General features: G+C 57.7%; 13 protein-coding genes. All 13 read left to right on the top strand.

Annotated features, from left to right (window positions below):
- The first annotated feature begins 9 nt into the window (after window positions 1–9).
- The 13 genes from SB719_RS11475 (at window position 10) to lpxC (ending at window position 16,070) form a co-directional block, all read left to right on the top strand.
- On the top strand, window positions 10–1,776 hold the full coding sequence (locus SB719_RS11475) for a peptidoglycan glycosyltransferase FtsI (protein WP_065650141.1): 1,767 nt from the start codon (window positions 10–12) through the stop codon (window positions 1,774–1,776).
- Window positions 1,763–3,250, top strand: coding sequence for a UDP-N-acetylmuramoyl-L-alanyl-D-glutamate--2,6-diaminopimelate ligase (murE, locus tag SB719_RS11470; protein WP_304235147.1), 1,488 nt, complete (start codon window positions 1,763–1,765; stop codon window positions 3,248–3,250). Before SB719_RS11475 ends, murE begins: the two co-directional genes overlap by 14 nt.
- On the top strand, window positions 3,247–4,608 hold the full coding sequence (gene murF / locus SB719_RS11465) for a UDP-N-acetylmuramoyl-tripeptide--D-alanyl-D-alanine ligase (protein WP_304235146.1): 1,362 nt from the start codon (window positions 3,247–3,249) through the stop codon (window positions 4,606–4,608). Before murE ends, murF begins: the two co-directional genes overlap by 4 nt.
- Window positions 4,602–5,684 (top strand): phospho-N-acetylmuramoyl-pentapeptide-transferase, encoded by a 1,083-nt coding sequence (gene mraY, locus SB719_RS11460; RefSeq protein ID WP_039382574.1) that lies wholly within the window; start codon window positions 4,602–4,604, stop codon window positions 5,682–5,684. Before murF ends, mraY begins: the two co-directional genes overlap by 7 nt.
- 2 nt (window positions 5,685–5,686) lie before the next feature.
- Entirely contained in the window at window positions 5,687–7,003 is a 1,317-nt protein-coding gene (murD, locus tag SB719_RS11455; RefSeq protein WP_304235144.1) for a UDP-N-acetylmuramoyl-L-alanine--D-glutamate ligase, read from the top strand.
- The gene (ftsW, locus tag SB719_RS11450; RefSeq protein ID WP_065650137.1) at window positions 7,003–8,217 is read left to right on the top strand and encodes a cell division protein FtsW; all 1,215 of its coding nucleotides are present in this window, start codon (window positions 7,003–7,005) and stop codon (window positions 8,215–8,217) included. Before murD ends, ftsW begins: the two co-directional genes overlap by 1 nt.
- Window positions 8,214–9,272: an undecaprenyldiphospho-muramoylpentapeptide beta-N-acetylglucosaminyltransferase gene (gene murG, locus SB719_RS11445; RefSeq protein ID WP_304235142.1), complete on the top strand. Its 1,059-nt coding sequence runs from the start codon at window positions 8,214–8,216 to the stop codon at window positions 9,270–9,272. The genes ftsW and murG overlap by 4 nt, the downstream gene beginning before the upstream one ends.
- 70 nt (window positions 9,273–9,342) lie before the next feature.
- Window positions 9,343–10,818, top strand: coding sequence for a UDP-N-acetylmuramate--L-alanine ligase (murC, locus tag SB719_RS11440; RefSeq protein WP_065650135.1), 1,476 nt, complete (start codon window positions 9,343–9,345; stop codon window positions 10,816–10,818).
- On the top strand, window positions 10,811–11,731 hold the full coding sequence (locus SB719_RS11435; protein ID WP_412159245.1) for a D-alanine--D-alanine ligase: 921 nt from the start codon (window positions 10,811–10,813) through the stop codon (window positions 11,729–11,731). The genes murC and SB719_RS11435 overlap by 8 nt, the downstream gene beginning before the upstream one ends.
- Window position 11,732: 1 nt before the next feature.
- Window positions 11,733–12,569 carry a cell division protein FtsQ gene (ftsQ, locus tag SB719_RS11430; RefSeq protein WP_065650133.1) on the top strand — a complete coding sequence of 279 codons (837 nt, stop codon included), beginning with the start codon at window positions 11,733–11,735 and terminating at the stop codon, window positions 12,567–12,569.
- Window positions 12,569–13,825: a cell division protein FtsA gene (ftsA, locus tag SB719_RS11425; RefSeq protein WP_039382588.1), complete on the top strand. Its 1,257-nt coding sequence runs from the start codon at window positions 12,569–12,571 to the stop codon at window positions 13,823–13,825. The genes ftsQ and ftsA overlap by 1 nt, the downstream gene beginning before the upstream one ends.
- A gap of 72 nt (window positions 13,826–13,897) precedes the next feature.
- The gene (ftsZ, locus tag SB719_RS11420; protein ID WP_039382590.1) at window positions 13,898–15,052 is read left to right on the top strand and encodes a cell division protein FtsZ; all 1,155 of its coding nucleotides are present in this window, start codon (window positions 13,898–13,900) and stop codon (window positions 15,050–15,052) included.
- A 100-nt stretch (window positions 15,053–15,152) separates the two neighbouring features.
- Entirely contained in the window at window positions 15,153–16,070 is a 918-nt protein-coding gene (lpxC, locus tag SB719_RS11415; RefSeq protein ID WP_039382593.1) for a UDP-3-O-acyl-N-acetylglucosamine deacetylase, read from the top strand.
- Window positions 16,071–16,136: the final 66 nt, after the last annotated feature.

Here is a 16,136-nt window from a genome sequence, read left to right as displayed (position 1 = left end):
CAGACCTCAATGAGCGGCGCAGGCAAAACGCTGAAGTTAAAAAAACAGGAAGATAAGGCCAGCTTTGTAAGCTGGCGTTTTGCTTTGCTGTGCGGCTGTATTTTACTGGCGCTGGGTGGGCTGCTGTCGCGCGTCGCCTGGCTGCAGGTAATCAAGCCCGATCGGCTGGTTAAAGAGGGCGATCTGCGCTCGCTGCGCGTGCAGGAAGTACCGACAGCGCGTGGCATGATCAGCGACCGCGCCGGACGTCCGCTGGCCGTCAGCGTGCCGGTCAATGCTATCTGGGCCGATCCCAAAGAGCTGATTGGTCACGGCGGCGTTACCCTGGACAGCCGCTGGAAAGCGCTCTCAGATGCGCTGTCGATCCCGCTGGATCAGCTGGCCGCACGCATCAACGCTAATCCCAAAGGGCGCTTCATCTATCTGGCGCGTCAGGTTAACCCGGCCATTGGCGACTATGTGAAAAAACTGAAGCTGCCGGGTATTTATCTGCGTCAGGAGTCGCGCCGCTACTATCCGGCCGGTCAGGTCACTGCGCATCTGATTGGTTTCACCAACATTGACGGACAGGGCATCGAAGGGATTGAGAAAAGCTTCGATAAATGGCTGACGGGTGCGCCAGGCGAGCGTACGGTGCGTAAAGATCGCTTCGGGCGCGTGATTGAAGATATCTCGTCGGTCGACAGCCGTGCCGCACACAATCTGACGCTGAGTATTGATGAGCGGCTGCAGGCGCTGGTGTATCGCGAACTCAACAACGCGGTCGCCTTTAACAAAGCGGAGTCGGGCACGGCGGTGCTGGTTGATGTCAGCACCGGTGAAGTGCTGGCAATGGCAAACAGCCCTGCTTACAACCCGAATAACCTCAGCAATACGCCAAAAGATGTCATGCGTAACCGCGCCATCACCGATATTTTTGAGCCCGGTTCAACGGTGAAACCCATGGTGGTGATGACCGCGCTGCAGCGTGGGGTGGTGAAAGAGAACAGCGTACTGAATACCGTGCCGTACCGCGTAAACGGTCATGAGATCAAAGACGTGGCACGCTATAACGAACTGACCCTGACCGGGGTCTTGCAGAAGTCGAGTAACGTCGGAGTTTCACGTCTGGCGTTAGCGATGCCCTCCTCAGCGCTGGTAGAGACTTACGCGCGCTTTGGACTGGGAAAACCGACCAATTTGGGGCTGGTCGGGGAAAGCAGTGGCTTATACCCTCAAAAACAACGGTGGTCTGACATAGAGAGGGCCACCTTCTCTTTCGGCTACGGGCTAATGGTAACGCCGTTACAGTTAGCGCGAGTCTACGCAACGATTGGCAGCTATGGCATCAATCGTCCCCTCTCCATTACCAAAGTGGATCCGCCAGTTGCGGGTGAGCGCGTCTTTCCGGAGAACCTGGTCAGAACGGTGATGCATATGATGGAGAGCGTGGCGCTGCCTGGCGGTGGTGGTGTAAAAGCCGCTATCAAAGGATATCGCATTGCGATTAAAACCGGCACCGCGAAAAAAGTGGGTCCCGATGGCCGCTACGTCAATAAATATATCGCCTACACCGCCGGTGTGGCGCCCGCCAGCCAGCCGCGTTTTGCGCTGGTCGTGGTGATTAACGATCCGCAGGCCGGTAAATATTATGGCGGTGCAGTCTCTGCGCCGGTGTTTGGCGCCATTATGGGCGGCGTATTACGCACCATGAATATTGAGCCGGATGCACTGCCTGTCGTGGACAAAAACGAATTAGTGAAGAACAGAAATGAGGCATCAAGTGACAGATCGTAACCTGCGCGACTTACTGGCCCCCTGGGTGGCTGGCGCGCCGGCGCGTCCCCTTCGTGACATGACGCTGGACAGCCGCGCGGCGGCGGCCGGCGATCTGTTTATCGCCGTAGCGGGCCATCATGCAGATGGCCGGCGCTTTATCCCGCAGGCCATTGCGCAGGGCGTTGCTGCTGTGATTGCCGAAGCGGAAGGCGAAGCCAGCGACGGCGATATCCGTGAAATACACGGCGTGCCGGTGATCTATCTGGCGCAGCTGCCGCAGCGCCTCTCGGCGCTGGCGGGGCGTTTTTATCAACAGCCGGGCAACAAGCTGAAGCTGGCAGGCGTGACCGGAACAAACGGCAAGACCACGACCACCCAGCTGATCGCGCAGTGGGCTAATCTGCTGGGCGAGACGGGCGCAGTTATGGGCACCGTGGGTAATGGTCTGTATGGCCAGCTGCTGCCAGCAGAGAACACCACCGGATCGGCGGTTGAGGTTCAGCATATTCTGCACGACTTAGTCGGGCAGGGCGCTACCCTGGCGGCGATGGAAGTCTCGTCGCACGGCCTGGTACAGCACCGCGTAGCGGCATTACCGTTTGCTGCTGCGGTGTTTACCAACCTGAGCCGCGATCATCTCGACTACCATGGCGACATGCAAAGCTATGAGTCAGCCAAGTGGCTGCTCTTTTCTGAACATCAGATTGGTGACGCAATCATCAATGCTGATGATGAGACCGGCTACCGCTGGCTGCAGCAATTGCCCGATGCGGTCGCCGTGACCATGGAAAATAACCTGCCAGCCAGCTGGCACGGGCGCTGGCTCAATGCCACTGAGGTTACGTACCACGACAATGGTGCACGCGTGCGCTTCAGCTCCAGCTGGGGTGAAGGCACGTTCAACAGCCGCCTGATGGGCGCCTTTAACGTCAGCAATCTGCTGCTGGCGCTGGCTACGCTGCTGACCATGGACTATCCGCTGGAAACCTTAGTGGCAACCGCTGCAGAACTGCAGCCGGTATGCGGCCGCATGGAAGTATTCAGCGCACCGGGCAAAGCCACCGTTGTGGTGGATTATGCGCATACTCCGGATGCGCTGGAGAAAGCGCTGGAAGCGGCGCGTCTGCACTGTAAGGGCCAGCTCTGGTGCGTCTTCGGCTGCGGCGGCGATCGCGACAAAGGCAAACGTCCGCTGATGGGGGCGATTGCTGAACAGTTTGCTGACGTTGTGGTGATCACCGATGACAACCCGCGCAGCGAAGAACCCGCCGCGATTGTGGACGATATTCTGACCGGGCTGCTTGATCCTGGCCGCGCGCGCGTGGTGCCAGGCCGGGCACAGGCGGTGACCAGTGCCGTGATGCAGGCGAAAGCTGACGATATCGTGCTCGTCGCCGGTAAGGGACATGAGGATTATCAGATTATTGGCAATCGTCGTCTCGACTACTCGGACCGCGATACGGTCGCCCGACTGCTGGGAGTAATGGCATGATCCCGATTACGCTGCAAACGCTGGCTGACATCAGCGGCGGCACGCTGCACGGCAGCGATGCAACCCTGCATGAAGTCACCACTGACACCCGTAAAGTCACGCCAGGCTGCCTGTTTGTGGCGCTGGTGGGTGAGCGTTTTGATGCGCACGATTTTGCTGAACAGGCGATGAACAGCGGTGCGCAGGCGCTGCTGGTCAGCCGGCCGTTACCGGTTGCGCTGCCACAGGTGGTGGTGGCTGACACGCGCATTGCGTTCGGCCAGCTTGGTGCCTGGGTACGCCAGCAGTCAACTGCGCGCGTTGTTGCGCTGACCGGCTCCTCGGGTAAAACCTCAGTGAAAGAGATGACGGCGGCGATTTTACGCCAGTGCGGTGAAACGCTCTACACTGCCGGTAACCTGAACAACGACTACGGCGTGCCGATGACGCTGCTGCGCCTGACGCCGGCACATCAGTACGCAGTCATTGAACTGGGCGCTAACCACCAGGGTGAAATAGCCTATACCACCGCGCTGGTGCAGCCGGAGACCGCGCTGGTCAACAACCTGGCGGCGGCTCACCTCGAAGGCTTTGGTTCACTGGCAGGCGTGGCGAAAGCGAAAGGCGAAATTTTTGCCGGTTTGCCGCTGCACGGCACGGCCATTGTGAACGCGGACAGTCACGATCTCCCTAACTGGCAGCCCTATTTTGCCGGCAGAACGCTGTGGCACTTTTCACCGCAACCGCTGACGGACGCGGAGTTTCGCGCCAGCGATATCGTACTGCGACCTGACGTGACCTGCTTTACGCTGCACACGCCGCGCGGAGAGATCGCTATCGAACTGCCGCTGCCGGGCCGCCACAATATCGCTAATGCGCTGGCCGCTGCGGCGCTGGCCCTGTCGGTAGATGCGCCACTGACGGCTATTCAGGCTGGCCTGAAAACGCTGCAGCCGGTGCCGGGACGTCTGTTCCCGGTTCGTCTCTCGGCAACACAGCTGCTGCTGGATGACAGCTATAACGCGAACGTGGGATCGATGACGGCCGCTGCGCAGGTGCTGGGTGAGATGCCAGGCTTCCGCGTTATGGTGGTGGGGGACATGGGTGAGCTGGGTGACGAAGCGGAAGCGTGCCACCGTCAGGTGGGTGCCGCAGCACTCGCTGCTGGCGTGGACGCCGTGCTCAGTACGGGGCAGCTCAGCCATTTTATCAGCGACAGCAGCGGCAAAGGACAGCATTTTGCCAGCAAAGCCGCACTGATCGCGCATCTGCAGGCGCTGCTCGCGCAGCATCCTGAGATCACTATTTTAGTTAAAGGTTCACGTAGTGCCGCCATGGAGCAGGTAGTACAGGGACTGAAGGAGAAAGGAACATGCTAGTCTGGCTGGCCGAACATCTGGTCGCATTTTATTCCGGTTTTAACGTCTTTTCCTATCTGACGTTTCGCGCCATTGTCAGCCTGCTGACCGCTCTGTTTATCTCATTATGGATGGGACCGCGCCTGATCGCCTGGCTGCAGAAGCTGCAGATTGGTCAGGTGGTACGTAATGATGGCCCGGAGTCGCATTTCAGCAAACGCGGCACGCCGACCATGGGCGGCATTATGATCCTGACGTCAATCACGATCTCCGTACTGATGTGGGCCTATCCCTCTAATCCCTATGTCTGGTGTGTACTGGTGGTACTGCTGGGCTTTGGCGCCATTGGCTTTGTTGACGACTACCGTAAAGTGGTGCGCAAAGATACCAAAGGACTCATCGCGCGCTGGAAATATTTCTGGATGTCGGTGATCTCACTGGGTGTGGCATTTGCGCTGTTTGTGGCCGGCAAAGATACGCCTGCTACCCAGCTGGTCGTACCCTTCTTTAAAGATGTGATGCCGCAGCTGGGACTGTTTTATGTGGTGCTGGCCTACTTCGTTATTGTGGGCACCGGTAACGCCGTGAACCTTACCGATGGTCTCGATGGCCTGGCGATTATGCCAACGGTGTTTGTCGCCGCTGGCTTTGCGCTGGTCGCCTGGGCAACCGGCAACGTGAAGTTTGCTGAGTATCTGCACATTCCCTATCTGCGCCATGCCGGCGAACTGGTGATTGTCTGTACTGCGATCGTCGGGGCCGGGCTCGGTTTCCTGTGGTTTAACACCTATCCGGCGCAGGTTTTCATGGGTGACGTAGGGTCACTGGCGCTGGGCGGCGCGCTGGGCACGCTGGCGGTGCTGCTGCGTCAGGAGTTTCTGCTGGTGATTATGGGTGGCGTGTTTGTGGTTGAAACGCTGTCGGTGATCCTGCAGGTCGGCTCCTTTAAACTGCGCGGCCAGCGTATTTTCCGCATGGCGCCTATTCATCACCACTATGAACTCAAGGGCTGGCCGGAGCCGCGCGTTATCGTGCGCTTCTGGATTATTTCGCTGATGCTGGTGCTGATTGGCCTGGCTACGCTGAAGGTGCGTTAATCATGGCTGACTATCGGGGCAGAAACGTTGTCATTATCGGGCTGGGTATTACCGGCCTCTCCTGTGTCGATTTCTTCCTGGGGCAGGGCGTGACGCCGCGCGTTATGGATACCCGCGTCTCACCACCCGGCCAGGATAAGCTGCCGGCGCAGGTGGCGTGTCATACCGGCAGTATCAACAGCGACTGGCTGATGGCCGCCGATCTGATTGTGGCCAGCCCCGGCATTGCGCTGGCGCATCCGGCACTGAGCGAAGCAGCGGACGCCGGAATTGAGATTGTGGGAGATATTGAGCTTTTCTGCCGCGAAGCGCAGGCGCCGGTGGTAGCCATCACCGGCTCCAACGGTAAAAGCACGGTCACGACGCTGGTGGGCGAAATGGCCCGTGCAGCGGGCTGGGCTGTGGGCGTCGGGGGCAACATTGGCCTGCCGGCGCTGACGCTGCTGAAATCGCCCGCGCAGCTCTATGTTCTTGAGCTCTCCAGCTTTCAGCTGGAAACAACACACAGTCTGAAAGCGGCGGCGGCTACGATCCTCAACGTGACCGAAGATCATATGGATCGCTATCCGCTGGGTATGCAGCAGTATCGCGCCGCCAAGTTACGTATTTATGAAAACGCAGCAATTTGTGTCGTCAATGCCGATGATGGCCTGACCATGCCGGTCCGCGGTGCCGATCGGCGCTGTATCAGCTTTGGCGTCGACCTGGGCGATTATCATCTGACCCGGCAGCAGGGCAGCACCTGGCTGCGCGCTCGCGGCGAAAAGATCCTGAACACCGCTGAGATGAAGCTGGTGGGGCAGCACAATTACACCAATGCGCTGGCTGCGCTGGCGCTGGCGGATGCAGTGGCTATCCCGCGCGCGTCAAGCCTGAAAGCGCTGACGACCTATAGCGGTCTGCCGCACCGCTTCCAGTTAGTGCATGAAGCGCGCGGAGTGCGCTGGATCAACGACTCCAAAGCCACCAACGTTGGCAGTACCGAAGCGGCGCTGCAGGGGCTGCAGGTAGCGGGTACGCTCTGGCTGCTGCTCGGCGGCGATGGTAAAGGCGCGGATTTCTCTCCGCTTGCGCGTTATCTGCAGGGCGACAATGTCCGTTTGTTCTGCTTTGGCCGCGATGGCGATGCGCTGGCCGCACTGCGACCAGAAGTGGCGACACGAACCGAAACGCTGCAGCAGGCGGTCGCACAGATTGCCGCGGCGGCTCAGGCTGGTGACATGGTGCTGCTTTCGCCCGCCTGTGCCAGCCTCGATCAGTTTCGTAATTTTGAGCAGCGCGGCGATCTCTTCGCGCAGCTGGCGAAGGAGTCAGGCTGATGCGTATACCCGGAACTGCCCTTGCCAGTTTCCTGTCCGTGCGTCTGCGCGACTGGGTCATGGGCGCGCGCGACGGCGACGATGCGCCGGTGGTGCTTTACGATCGCACGCTTTTATGGCTGACGTTTGGTCTGGCCATTATCGGGTTTGTCATGGTGACGTCTGCCTCCATGCCGGTAGGACAGCGTCTGAACGACGATCCCTTCTATTTTGCCAAGCGCGATGCGTTTTATATCCTGCTGGCACTCGGTATGGCGCTGGTTACCCTGCGTATTCCGATGGATTTCTGGCAGCGCTACAGCAACGCCATGCTGGTAGCGTCGGTGCTGATGCTGCTGATTGTACTGGTCGTGGGCAGCTCGGTTAACGGTGCATCGCGCTGGATTGCGCTGGGGCCGCTGCGTATTCAGCCTGCGGAACTCTCAAAGCTCTCGCTGTTCTGCTATCTCGCCAGTTATCTGGTGCGTAAAGTGGAAGAGGTGCGTAATAACTTCTGGGGTTTCTGTAAGCCGATGGGCGTGATGGTGATCCTCGCCGTACTGCTGCTGGCCCAGCCGGATCTGGGGACCGTGGTGGTGCTGTTTGTGACCACGCTGGCGATGCTGTTCCTCGCGGGCGCCAAACTGTGGCAATTCCTTGCGATTATCGGCTCCGGTATCTTTGCCGTGGTGCTGCTGATTATCGCCGAACCCTATCGTATGCGCCGCGTCACCTCGTTCTGGAATCCCTGGGAAGATCCGTTTGGCAGCGGCTATCAGCTGACGCAGTCGCTGATGGCGTTTGGCCGCGGTGAATTCTGGGGGCAGGGGCTGGGGAATTCCGTGCAAAAGCTGGAGTATCTGCCGGAGGCGCACACCGATTTTATCTTCTCGATAATCGGCGAAGAGCTCGGTTATGTCGGTGTGGTTTTAGCCCTGTTAATGGTATTCTTCGTCGCTTTTCGCGCGATGTCGATCGGCCGTCGCGCCCTTGAACTTGACCAGCGCTTTTCCGGCTTTCTCGCCTGTTCAATTGGCGTCTGGTTTAGCTTCCAGGCGCTGGTTAATGTCGGTGCGGCAGCCGGTATGCTGCCGACAAAAGGCCTGACGCTGCCGCTGATCAGTTACGGGGGCTCGAGTCTGATTATTATGTCGACCGCCATCGTATTTTTACTGCGTATCGATTATGAAACGCGCCTGGCGAAAGCGCAGGCGTTTACCCGAGGTGCCCGATGAGTAGCAAACGGCTGATGGTCATGGCTGGCGGAACCGGCGGACACGTGTTTCCCGGCCTGGCCGTGGCACATCATCTGATGGAGCAGGGCTGGCAGGTACGCTGGCTGGGAACGGCTGACCGGATGGAAGCGGAACTGGTGCCGAAACACGGCATTGAGATCGACTTCATTCGCATCAGCGGGCTGCGTGGCAAAGGCATCAAAGCGCTGCTGCTGGCCCCGGTGCGTATTATCAACGCCTGGCGGCAGGCCCGCCGCATCATGAAACAGTGGCAGCCCGACGTGGTGCTGGGCATGGGTGGCTATGTCTCCGGGCCGGGTGGTCTGGCGGCATGGAGCTGCGGTATCCCGGTGGTGCTTCACGAGCAGAACGGTATCGCGGGACTCACCAACAAATGGCTGGCAAAAATTGCTACTAAAGTGATGCAGGCGTTTCCCGGTGCGTTTCCGGCGGCGGATATCGTCGGTAACCCGGTGCGTACCGATGTGCTGGCGCTGCCGTCGCCGGCTGAACGCCTGCGCGATCGCAGCGGCCCGCTGCGGGTGCTGGTTGTTGGCGGCAGTCAGGGCGCACGGATCCTGAATCAGACGCTGCCCCAGGTTGCTGCCGAACTGGGCGATGCCATTACCCTCTGGCATCAGACTGGCAGAGGCGGCCAGGCGATAGTGCAGCAGGCGTATCAGGCTGCGGGTCAGCCACAGCATAAGGTCACCGAGTTTATCGACGATATGGCCGCTGCCTACGCCTGGGCGGACGTGGTGGTGTGTCGTTCGGGTGCGCTGACGGTCAGCGAAATTGCGGCGGCAGGTCTGCCGGCTATTTTCGTGCCGTTTCAGCATAAAGATCGCCAGCAATACTGGAATGCGCTGCCGCTGGAAAACGCGGGCGCGGCCAAAATTTTTGAGCAGCCGCAGTTCACTGCGGAAGGGGTAGCGGAGACGCTGCGCCAGTGGGACCGCGCGACGCTGCTGACCATGGCTGAACAGGCCCGTCAGGTTGCGATCCCGGATGCCACCGAACGCGTTGCCCGTGAAGTGGCGCGCGCTGCAAAGTAAATTTTCGGGCCTGATGAATAGGCCTGCATCCGTATACGGGTGCGAACAGGAAAACAGGTAACAGAGAGCGATGAATACACAACAACTGGCAAAACTGCGTTCAATTGTGCCCGAGATGCGACGCGTCCGGCACATCCACTTTGTTGGCATCGGCGGTGCCGGCATGGGCGGTATTGCCGAAGTGTTGGCGAATGAAGGGTATCACATCAGCGGATCCGATCTGGCGCCCAATCCGGTGACCCAGCATCTCGCTTCGCTGGGGGCGACTATCTATTTTAACCATCGTCCGGAGAACGTCACCGACGCGAGCGTGGTCGTGGTTTCAACCGCGGTGGCGCAGGATAATCCGGAGCTGGTGGCTGCCCGCGAGCAGCGTATTCCGGTGATCCGTCGCGCAGAGATGCTGGCAGAGCTGATGCGTTTCCGCCACGGCATCGCCATTGCCGGTACGCACGGTAAAACCACGACTACCGCGATGGTCACCAGTATCTATGCGGAAGGCGGGCTGGATCCGACCTTTGTTAACGGCGGCCTGGTGAAAGCGGCAGGCACGCATGCGCGGCTGGGGACCAGCCGTTACCTGATTGCTGAGGCGGACGAGAGCGACGCCTCTTTCCTGCATCTGCAGCCGATGGTGGCGATTGTGACCAACATCGAAGCGGATCATATGGATACTTATCAGGGCGATTTTGAGAACCTGAAACAGACTTTTATCAATTTCCTGCACAACCTGCCGTTTTATGGCCGCGCGGTGCTTTGCGTGGATGATGTCGTGATCCGCGACCTGATCCCGCGCGTGGGTCGCCAGATTACCACGTACGGCTTCAGCGATGATGCGGATGTGCGGGTAGAGAACTATGAGCAGCGCGGTGCGCAGGGACATTTTACTCTGCGCCGTCACGATAAGCCGCTGCTGCAGGTCACCCTGAATGCGCCTGGCCGCCATAATGCTCTTAACGCCGCGGCGGCCGTAGCGGTCGCCAGCGAAGAGGGCATTGAGGATGAGGCCATTCTTGCGGCGCTGGAGAGCTTCCAGGGCACCGGACGCCGGTTTGACGTGCTGGGTGAGTTTGATACGGCTGCCGTAAACGGCAAGCCGGGCAGCGCAATGCTGGTTGACGATTACGGTCATCACCCCACCGAAGTGGATGTCACCATTAAGGCCGCGCGCGCTGGCTGGCCGGATAAAAAGCTGATGATGGTTTTCCAGCCGCACCGCTATACCCGCACCCGCGATCTGTTTGACGATTTTGCCAATGTGCTCTCCCAGGTGGATGTGCTGCTAATGCTGGAGGTTTATCCGGCCGGAGAGGCACCGATTCCGGGCGCCGACAGCCGCTCTCTGTGCCGGGCGATCCGCAGTCGCGGCAAAGTCGACCCGATTCTGGTGGCTGAGCATGACGCACTGCCGGATGCGCTGGCCCCCCTGCTATCAGGTGATGATTTAGTGATTGTGCAGGGCGCGGGGAATATCGGCAAAATTGCACGCCGGCTGGCTGATAATCAGCTGCAGACTGTACCGGGTCAGGAGGCGCGTCATGGCTGATAAAGTCGCCGTATTAATGGGCGGCACCTCAGCAGAGCGCGAGGTGTCACTAAAGTCAGGCAGCGCGGTGCTGGCTGGCCTGCAGGAAATGGGTATTGATGCGCACGGTGTGGATACCCGTGATGTATCGGTACTGACGCTGAAACAGCAGGGGTTTACCAAAGCCTTTATCGCGCTGCACGGGCGCGGTGGTGAAGATGGCACGCTGCAGGGCGTGCTGGACTTTATGCAGCTGCCCTATACGGGCAGTGGCGTGATGGCCTCTGCTATCACCATGGATAAACTGCGAACCAAGCTGCTCTGGCAGGGCAGGGGACTGCCGTCAGGCAAATTTGTCTGGCTGACCCGTGAACAGTATCAGCAGGGGATCGATGCGCAGACCGTGAACGCTATCGGGGCGCTGGGTTTACCGCTGTTTGTTAAGCCGAGCTGTGAAGGCTCCAGCGTAGGTATCAGCCGGGTTGACGACGCTGACAGCCTGCCAGCGGCGCTGGATGAAGCATTTCGCCATGACAATGATGTGCTGATTGAAGCTTTTTTAAGCGGTGATGAATATACCGTGGCAATTGTCGGGGAAGAAATCCTGCCATCCATTAAAATTAAAACAGCCAGCGCTTTCTATGACTATGAAGCAAAATACATTTCTGACGATACTCAGTACTTCTGTCCCAGTGGTCTGAGTGCGGAAAAAGAAGCGGAACTGCAAAAGCTGGTGCTGGCTGCCTGGCAGTCGCTGGGCTGCAGCGGCTGGGGGCGTGTGGATGTCATGACCGACAGCAAAGGCGATTTTCAGCTGCTGGAGGTGAATACGTCGCCGGGCATGACCAGCCATAGTCTGGTCCCGATGGCAGCGCGGCAGGCGGGTTACAGTTTCCCGCAGCTGGTGACGCGCATTCTGGCGCTGGCTGACTGATATGTCTCAGGCAGCGCTACGCGTACGCAATCGCGAACCTCAGGAGCGAGCCCGCACCGGGCGCAGCAACGGCGCACGGCTGTTTGGCATTGTGTTTCTGCTGCTGGTGCTGGGCACCATGATAGCCGGTGGTCTGGTGGTGCTGAAGTGGATGAATGACGCTTCACGTCTGCCGCTATCGAGGCTGGTGGTAACGGGGCAAACCCATTACACCACGCATGACGATATTCGCCAGGCGATTCTGTCACTGGGTGCCCCCGGGACCTTTATGTCGCAGAATGTGGACATCATTCAGCAGCAGATTGAACGATTACCCTGGATTAAACAGGTCAGCGTGCGTAAGCAGTGGCCTGATGAGCTGAAGATAAATCTGGTGGAGTATGTTCCGGTTGCACGCTGGAACGACTCGCACATGGTAGATGCCGATGGCGTCTCCTTCAGCGTTCCGGCCAGCCATGTCGGCAAAGAAAATCTGCCGATGCTCTATGGACCGGAAGGCAGTGAAAAAGAGGTGCTGGCGGGCTATCACTCCCTGCGGGATGTGCTCCAGGCCAGCAAGTTTACCCTGAAGGTCGCGTCGATGACGGCGCGTCGCTCATGGCAGCTGGTCACCGGGGACGATATCCGAATCGAACTGGGGCGGAGCGATACCATGAAGCGTCTGAACCGTTTTATTGAGCTCTATCCGGAGCTGCAGCTGCAGGGCCAGAATGAAAGCAAGCGTGTTGATTATGTTGATCTACGCTATGACTCTGGCGCCGCAGTAGGCTGGGTTCCGGCACCGATTGAGCCACAGGACAGTAATCAGCAACAGAACCAGGCACAGGCTAAACCATAATGATCAAGGCAACGGACAGAAAACTGGTAGTAGGACTTGAAATTGGCACCGCGAAGGTTGCCGCCCTGGTTGGAGAAATTCTGCCCGATGGTATGGTCAATATTATCGGGGTGGGCAGCTGCCCGTCGCGCGGTATGGACAAAGGCGGCGTAAACGATCTGGAGTCGGTGGTGAAGTGCGTACAGCGCGCTATCGATCAGGCGGAACTGATGGCAGATTGCCAGATTTCGTCAGTCTACCTGGCTTTATCGGGCAAACACATCAGCTGTCAGAACGAAATCGGGATGGTTCCGATTTCCGAAGAGGAAGTGACTCAGGATGATGTGGAAAACGTTGTCCATACGGCTAAATCGGTGCGTGTACGCGATGAGCATCGCATTCTGCATGTTATTCCGCAGGAATACGCCATTGATTACCAGGAGGGCATCAAGAACCCGGTGGGCTTATCCGGTGTCCGTATGCAGGCCAAAGTACATTTAATCACCTGTCATAACGATATGGCGAAAAATATCGTGAAAGCAGTTGAACGATGCGGGCTTAAAGTTGACCAATTGATTTTTGCCGGACTGGCTTCCAGCTTTTCTGTCCTGACCGAAGATGAACGTGAGCTGGGCGTCTGTGTTGTCGACATCGGTGGCGGTACAATGGATATCGCGGTATACACCGGCGGCGCACTGCGTCACACCAAAGTTATCCCCTATGCCGGGAACGTTGTGACCAGCGACATCGCCTACGCGTTTGGTACACCGCCTACTGACGCCGAAGCGATCAAAGTCCGCCACGGCTGTGCGCTGGGATCGATTGTCGGCAAAGATGAGAATGTAGAAGTGCCAAGCGTAGGTGGACGCCCGCCGCGCAGCCTGCAGCGTCAGACGCTGGCTGAAGTCATTGAGCCGCGCTACACCGAACTGCTGAATCTGGTGAACGACGAGATTCTGCAACTGCAGGAACAGCTGCGCCAGCAGGGTGTGAAGCATCATCTTGCTGCCGGTATTGTATTAACCGGCGGCGCGGCGCAAATTGAAGGTCTGGCAGCCTGCGCACAGCGTGTATTTCATACGCAGGTGCGTATTGGCCAGCCGCTGAACATTACCGGCCTGACCGATTACGCTCAGGAGTCATATTACTCTACGGCGGTCGGCCTGCTGCACTATGGTAAAGAGTCACACCTGAACGGTGATGCAGAAACAGAAAAACGTGCTTCGGTTGGCAACTGGTTTAAACGAATCAACAGCTGGCTGAAGAAAGAGTTTTAATTTTGATAAAAGGAGATCATGCTGGCAATGTTTATGATCTCCAGGCGAACAGGCACATAACGGAGAGAAATCATGTTTGAACCTATGGAATTAACCAATGACGCGGTGATTAAAGTCATCGGCGTCGGCGGTGGCGGTGGCAACGCCGTAGAGCACATGGTGCGCGAGCGTATCGAAGGTGTGGAATTCTTTGCTGTAAACACGGACGCTCAGGCGTTACGTAAGACAGCGGTCGGCCAGACGATCCAGATCGGGACCAATATCACCAAAGGTCTTGGCGCAGGGGCTAACCCGGAAGTCGGTCGTACCTCAGCGGAAGAAGATCGCGAAGCACTGCGTTCTGCGCTGGATGGGGCAGACATGGTGTTTATCGCAGCCGGTATGGGAGGCGGTACCGGTACCGGTGCGGCACCTGTTGTCGCTGAAGTGGCGAAAGATCTCGGTATCCTGACCGTTGCCGTCGTGACCAAGCCGTTCAATTTTGAAGGCAAAAAACGTATGGCGTTTGCTGAGCAGGGTATTGCTGAGCTGTCCAAACACGTTGACTCCCTGATCACCATCCCGAATGACAAATTGCTTAAAGTACTGGGTCGCGGTATCTCACTGCTGGACGCTTTTGGCGCGGCAAACGATGTACTGAAAGGTGCGGTGCAGGGTATTGCAGAACTGATTACCCGTCCGGGCCTGATGAACGTCGACTTTGCAGACGTGCGTACCGTGATGTCAGAAATGGGTTACGCCATGATGGGTTCTGGCGTGGCGTGCGGTGAAGATCGTGCTGAAGAAGCCGCTGAAATGGCGATTTCCAGTCCGCTGCTGGAAGATATCGATCTCTCTGGCGCGCGTGGTGTGCTGGTTAACATCACCGCCGGCTTCGATCTGCGTCTGGATGAGTTTGAAACCGTGGGTAACACCATCCGCGCCTTCGCTTCTGACAATGCGACCGTGGTTATCGGTACGTCACTGGATCCAGAGATGAACGACGAGCTGCGTGTCACCGTGGTGGCCACCGGCATCGGTATGGATAAGCGTCCGGAAATCACCCTGGTGACCAATAAACCTGCTTCACAGCCGGTTATGGACCACCGCTATCAGCAGCACGGCATGGCGCCGCTGCCGCAGGAGCAGAAGCCAGCAGCTAAAGTTGTGAATGAGCAGCCGGCCGCTTCCGGTAAAGAGCCTGACTATCTTGATATTCCAGCATTCCTGCGTAAACAGGCAGATTAAGAATAAGCTGATAATTGGGATTTCCCGCTCTTTGTGCTAAAGTCTTCGCCCGCTGGTAATTTATACTGGCGGTCGGATGGTAATATTGCGAGATAATGCGATGATCAAACAAAGGACATTAAAACGTATTGTTCAGGCGACTGGTGTCGGTTTACATACCGGCAAGAAAGTCACGCTGACTTTACGCCCTGCGTCGGCTAACACCGGGGTCATCTATCGTCGCACTGACTTGAATCCACCGGTTGATTTTCCGGCTGATGCAAAATACGTGCGCGACACCATGCTGAGTACCTGCCTGGTGAACGATGAAGGCGTACGTATTTCAACAGTTGAACACCTGAACGCCGCGCTGGCGGGTCTGGGTATCGATAACATTATTGTGGAAGTCGATGCGCCGGAAATTCCAATTATGGATGGCAGCGCCGCACCTTTTGTCTATCTGCTGATGGACGCGGGCGTGGAAGAACTTAACAGCGCGAAAAAATTTGTGCGCGTTAAGCAGGCGGTACGGGTAGAAGATGGTGATAAGTGGGCTGAGATCAAACCTTATAACGGTTTCTCGCTCGATTTCACTATCGATTTCAAACATCCGGCTATCGATTCAAGCTCGCAGCGTTACCAGCTCAACTTCTCGGCTGAGGCGTTTGTCCGCCAGATCAGCCGTGCGCGCACCTTTGGCTTTATGCGTGAAATCGAATATCTGCAGTCTAAAGGCCTGTGCCTGGGCGGTAGTTTAGATTGTGCGATAGGTCTTGATGATTTCCGCGTGCTGAACGAAGATGGCCTGCGCTTTGAAGATGAGTTTGTCCGGCACAAAATGCTGGATGCTATCGGCGACCTGTTTATGTGTGGTCACAACGTGATTGGCGCCTTTTCGGCGTTTAAATCAGGTCATGCATTGAACAACAAGCTGCTGCAGGCTGTTCTGGCGAAACAGGAAGCCTGGGAATGGGCCACCTTCGAAGATGAAGCTGAGCTGCCGCTGGCATTTAAAGCACCTAATTTAGTACTGGCTTAACAGCCTGTAATAAAAACGGCGGATACCCTGACACTCTCTCCGGTCAGCGGTATCCGCCGTTTTTTT

The sequence above is a fragment of the Pantoea sp. SIMBA_079 genome, from assembly GCF_046940275.1.
In the GTDB taxonomy this organism is placed as follows: domain Bacteria; phylum Pseudomonadota; class Gammaproteobacteria; order Enterobacterales; family Enterobacteriaceae; genus Pantoea; species Pantoea borealis.
The sequence above is the reverse complement of the archived record's forward strand: the minus strand, read 5'-3'. Positions and strand labels throughout refer to the sequence as shown.

What these genes read in the sequence shown, in the direction of transcription:
- SB719_RS11475 (WP_065650141.1), top strand. Translation starts at nt 10, where the DNA reads ATGAGCGGCGCAGGCAAAACGCTGAAGTTAAAAAAACAGGAAGATAAG.
- murF (WP_304235146.1), top strand. Translation starts at nt 3,247, where the DNA reads ATGATCCCGATTACGCTGCAAACGCTGGCTGACATCAGCGGCGGCACG.
- mraY (WP_039382574.1), top strand. Translation starts at nt 4,602, where the DNA reads ATGCTAGTCTGGCTGGCCGAACATCTGGTCGCATTTTATTCCGGTTTT.
- murD (WP_304235144.1), top strand. Translation starts at nt 5,687, where the DNA reads ATGGCTGACTATCGGGGCAGAAACGTTGTCATTATCGGGCTGGGTATT.
- ftsW (WP_065650137.1), top strand. Translation starts at nt 7,003, where the DNA reads ATGCGTATACCCGGAACTGCCCTTGCCAGTTTCCTGTCCGTGCGTCTG.
- murG (WP_304235142.1), top strand. Translation starts at nt 8,214, where the DNA reads ATGAGTAGCAAACGGCTGATGGTCATGGCTGGCGGAACCGGCGGACAC.
- murC (WP_065650135.1), top strand. Translation starts at nt 9,343, where the DNA reads ATGAATACACAACAACTGGCAAAACTGCGTTCAATTGTGCCCGAGATG.
- SB719_RS11435 (WP_412159245.1), top strand. Translation starts at nt 10,811, where the DNA reads ATGGCTGATAAAGTCGCCGTATTAATGGGCGGCACCTCAGCAGAGCGC.
- ftsQ (WP_065650133.1), top strand. Translation starts at nt 11,733, where the DNA reads ATGTCTCAGGCAGCGCTACGCGTACGCAATCGCGAACCTCAGGAGCGA.
- ftsA (WP_039382588.1), top strand. Translation starts at nt 12,569, where the DNA reads ATGATCAAGGCAACGGACAGAAAACTGGTAGTAGGACTTGAAATTGGC.
- ftsZ (WP_039382590.1), top strand. Translation starts at nt 13,898, where the DNA reads ATGTTTGAACCTATGGAATTAACCAATGACGCGGTGATTAAAGTCATC.
- lpxC (WP_039382593.1), top strand. Translation starts at nt 15,153, where the DNA reads ATGATCAAACAAAGGACATTAAAACGTATTGTTCAGGCGACTGGTGTC.